The 3,712-nt window shown below is 54.9% G+C and carries 4 protein-coding genes and 1 pseudogene; 1 reads left to right on the forward strand and 4 read right to left on the reverse strand.

The window, feature by feature from the left end:
* Positions 1 to 85: 85 nt before the first annotated feature.
* The 3 genes from H3Z84_RS14490 to H3Z84_RS14500 form a co-directional block, all read right to left on the reverse strand.
* Positions 86 to 346 (reverse strand): hypothetical protein, encoded by a 261-nt coding sequence (locus tag H3Z84_RS14490; RefSeq protein WP_199457959.1) that lies wholly within the window; start codon positions 344 to 346, stop codon positions 86 to 88.
* Between the two features lie 125 nt (positions 347 to 471).
* A complete protein-coding gene (locus tag H3Z84_RS14495) occupies positions 472 to 960 on the reverse strand; it encodes a hypothetical protein (RefSeq protein ID WP_138435700.1) in 489 nt (162 codons plus the stop codon).
* A gap of 101 nt (positions 961 to 1,061) precedes the next feature.
* The gene (locus H3Z84_RS14500) at positions 1,062 to 1,508 is read right to left on the reverse strand and encodes a hypothetical protein (protein WP_199457960.1); all 447 of its coding nucleotides are present in this window, start codon (positions 1,506 to 1,508) and stop codon (positions 1,062 to 1,064) included.
* Here H3Z84_RS14500 and H3Z84_RS14505 point away from each other — a divergent pair.
* Positions 1,492 to 2,835: pseudogene (locus tag H3Z84_RS14505) on the forward strand (ISNCY family transposase); the annotation flags it as partial. The gene H3Z84_RS14500 and the pseudogene H3Z84_RS14505 sit on opposite strands and share 17 nt — an antisense overlap.
* Positions 2,836 to 3,205: 370 nt before the next feature.
* Here H3Z84_RS14505 and H3Z84_RS14510 read toward each other — a convergent pair.
* A complete protein-coding gene (locus H3Z84_RS14510) occupies positions 3,206 to 3,646 on the reverse strand; it encodes a DUF6988 family protein (protein WP_416226222.1) in 441 nt (146 codons plus the stop codon).
* Positions 3,647 to 3,712 lie beyond the last annotated feature (66 nt).

Genomic DNA, 3,712 nt, shown 5'->3' on the forward strand with positions numbered 1-3,712 from the left:
AACGCTGGAAGCGAATCAAGGGGTTTGACCAACTGAAGCTGGTCGTGGACAACGTGCAGTTTCAGGATGGAATACAGGTGGAAGATCAATCTGGCAGGAACGCTGCCTGATGGTCATACACCAGATTTGACAATAACTCCTCAAAGGTCCCAATTTTCTTTCTTGTTATAAACATCCATACAGCCTTGCCTTCGTGACTCAATTGAATTCGATGGTCGGCATCGCTAAATGCAGCGTAACGAACCTGCTTGTCTGTAAAGTCGTCTACTTTGTTTACAGATGTCCATTCAGCATGAGCCGCCTGAGCGAACAAGAGGATTATTATGGTGGCGAGCAGTTTGTACATGGGTACTCCCGAAATTTTCAACTTAAGTTATTGTGGCATTTAACGCATAGCTAAGCGGCGGCTGAAAGCCGTCCGGTGGACGGCCGACAGGCCGGGAACGAACTTAAGCGACTTGTTAAAAGGCATCAGGCCCGCCCCCTAAGTTTCTGGAATAGGTTCAGCCAAAAAGACGAGTTGGTCACAAGCCATAACCCAACGGCAAGCTGAAACGCCAGCCCCACCGTCCAAAGCAAACTGGAAACTGAGATGTCTGCTGTATTTGGGATAAACCCCAGGGAACGCGGTAGGTAAACGATTGCATCAACAACGAAGTACAAGCCAGCCAGTTGAAAAAGCGCCTTTTGAGAATCATTACTTAAGGAACTTTCTGAATCCGTCTGGGCGCGTGAAAGAACGGATTTCGCCGCTTTGTTGATTAAAAATACGGCAACAATACCGATGAGAAGGAAAGATCCAATAAGGCCGATGTAAGCGACTAGCGGCATCTCTTTCTGCTGATACTGCTCGATGCTCGAGTAAGCCAGAAAAAGACTCGGCAAATTTAAGACAACCTCAATCAGCAGCCAGATCGAAATAACCCTTAGCGCGATTGCTGTGACTTGCTGTGAATTCATGCTTTACCTTTTAACGCCAACGTTTAGCGGCGCCCATGTAGCGCAGCGAAATGGGCGTCCGGTGTAGGGCCGGCAGGCCCGGAACGTACTACAACGACTTGTTAACCATACTTGATGGCTAGCAAAATTGCCGACACTGCTGCCGCAGCTAAAAACGGGGCCATGAGTATGAGCAAAGAGACTCGATACTCCTTTAGTGACTGATAAGTCCAATAGGCAGCAACAAAAAAGGAAGCCACCCCTACCCCGTGGGCCCACTTACCCGAAAACTCAGCGAGTCCCGTGCGCCCAGGTAGCGTCACATTGTCGAAATAGAATGCCACCGTACCGGCAACCAGGAACACGAAACTGAACAAACCATTAATGAATGACCAGCGCCGACGATAATAGCTAGTGCCCATCCATAAACGTAAACCAATGATCTTATTGTAAAAAATGCGAACTGAATAAATAAAACCTCCGGCGGAAAATGGCATTCTTTGTTTCAACCAATTGAAATTAAAAGAAAAACCAAAATCCGCGGAGGCCACAATGCGAAAAAAAAGCATTGCACAACGCAGTATATTCGATGTGTTTGCCGAGCACGAACTCGGCCGTGAGTTGAAGCTCATGTCCGATTGGCTGGATGAGCACCCCGAAGTGCTGGAGGGGGTGGCTGCGGACTTGGGCCGAGACCGGGTGAAGCCGACCGGACGCCGTGGCTTGTCGGTGGAGACCGTGTTGCGTTGTGCCCTGCTCAAGCAGCGCCGCCAGCTCAGCTACGAGGAGTTGGCCTTTTGCCTGGAGGACTCTCGGTCGTTTCAAGCCTTTGCGCGGCTGGAGCCGGCCTGTCGGCCCCGCAAATCCGTGCTTCAGGCTTGCATCGGCCGCATTCGCGCCGAAAGCTGGGAGCGGATCAACCGGACGTTGCTGGTCAGTGCGCAAGCGGAGAAGGTCGAGCGTGGACGCAAGGTGCGGGTAGACAGCACGGTGACCGAGACGGATATTCATCCACCCACCGATAGCAGCCTGCTGTGGGACGGGGTCCGCGTCCTGGTTCGCTTGCTGAAGTGGGCTCAGGCGTTGGCGGGCGACACCCGGTTGACCTGGCATGATCACGGTCGGGCGGCGAAAAAGTATGATCGCCAGATCCAGTATGGGCGAGGCAGGCAGTCGCAAGACAAGCGCTACCGGAAGCTGCTCAAAGTGGCCCGTGCCACGCTGGATTATCTGCACGAAGCCCAACTGAGGCTGGAGGCCCTGGCGGTGGAGGCGCAGGACCTGGCCGACTGGCAGGGGGAGGCGGTGCGCTATGGCGTCTTGCTGGCGCGGGTGATCGATCAGACAGAGCGGCGGGTCCTCAAGGGGGAAACGGTGCCGGCAAGCGAGAAGGTGTTCAGCCTGTTCGAGGCCCATACGGACATCATCATCAAGGGTGGGCGAGAGATCCAGTATGGCCACAAGCTCAATCTGACGACAGGCGTTAGCGGCCTGGTGCTTGACGTGTTGATCGAGCCAGGCAACCCCGCCGACAGTGAGCGTTTTATGCCGCTGCTGGAACGGCAGATCGCCTGTTACGGGCGTGCACCACGCCAAGTGGCCGCCGATGGCGGCTATGCCAGCCAGGCGAATGTGCGCCACGCCAAGGCCCTGGGCGTCAAGGACGTGGCCTTTCGCAAGAAGAAGGGCCTGAGGGTCGAGCAAATGGCGAAAAGCCTTTGGGTCTATCGTCGGCTGTGTGACTTTCGGGCGGGTATTGAGGCGGGTATCTCGTGTTTGAAGCGGGCCTATGGGCTGACTCGCTGCACCTGGAAGGGGCTGTCTCATTTCCGAGCCTATGTCTGGTCGGCGGTGGTGGCCCATAATCTGGCGGTGTTTACGCGGCAGCGCCCCACTAGCCCATCCCAAGATCCGCCGAACTCAGGTAGAGTGCATCGGCTAGAGGGGCCGAGGGGTGAGTTCGCCCGAAAACCGTCCTAATGCGGCCTCGGACGGCGAATTTGCCCCCCCGTGGTCCTGAAGTGTGTGAAGCGAGGGTGAGGTGTGGTTCCGTGGCCGGCCTCGCCAAGTGTGAATATTGAAAAACGCCTGTTTATGGATGGGAACTAGCTAGCATCCCTGATGACTGGATCAAACTTCCACAATGCACGGCTCTCCAAATTGCCCGTGTGGTTAACGCCGAAGCACAGCGGCGACCTTGGAGTGGCGCCGAAGGCGCCATGGAAAGGGCGTCCGGCGGCCATCGGCCGCGTACTGCTGCGACTTGTTATGAGATTTGCGACTTGGTTTCGGGTAGACAGTCCGCAAATGCTCTCTGAATTTTAGAGATTTTGCCACGCTGCTCACCGCCACCGTGCAATATGACCAACAGCATACCCACCATTACTGACACTCCGTTGGATATTCGGACCATCTGCTCCAGGAGAGGAAGCGGATAACCTTTGCTGTGGCGATGGATAGCGTGAATACCACCGTGGACAAAAGAGCTAAGGGGCTTCCACGAATACTCTCTGAATTCCAACAGCATGTTTACCGGTTCCGGTGGTGCTTTACCCTGCAATTTCTCAAGCATTTCGCTGACCATTGGTAGCTTATTTGCTCTGTTAGCCGCCTCTTGCGTCAACTCACTGGTTAACTGCGTAAACCGCTGAAGGTTGCCACCCATTCCACGTGAAGCCTGCCACCCGGACCGGAGCAAGGCTGCCACCCATCGGAGCGTAGCGACGCGGGGTTTCTCTTCTTACTCCGAAGTCTCAGTGCCCGTCAACTTTGC

Source organism: Marinobacter sp. bablab_jr003 (genome assembly GCF_016464245.1).
GTDB lineage: Bacteria > Pseudomonadota > Gammaproteobacteria > Pseudomonadales > Oleiphilaceae > Marinobacter > Marinobacter vinifirmus.

Coding starts and splice junctions, on each gene's coding strand:
- H3Z84_RS14500 (WP_199457960.1), bottom strand. CDS start 1,508: ATGCTTTTTTTTCGCATTGTGGCCTCCGCGGATTTTGGTTTTTCTTTT.
- H3Z84_RS14495 (WP_138435700.1), bottom strand. CDS start 960: ATGAATTCACAGCAAGTCACAGCAATCGCGCTAAGGGTTATTTCGATC.
- H3Z84_RS14490 (WP_199457959.1), bottom strand. CDS start 346: ATGTACAAACTGCTCGCCACCATAATAATCCTCTTGTTCGCTCAGGCG.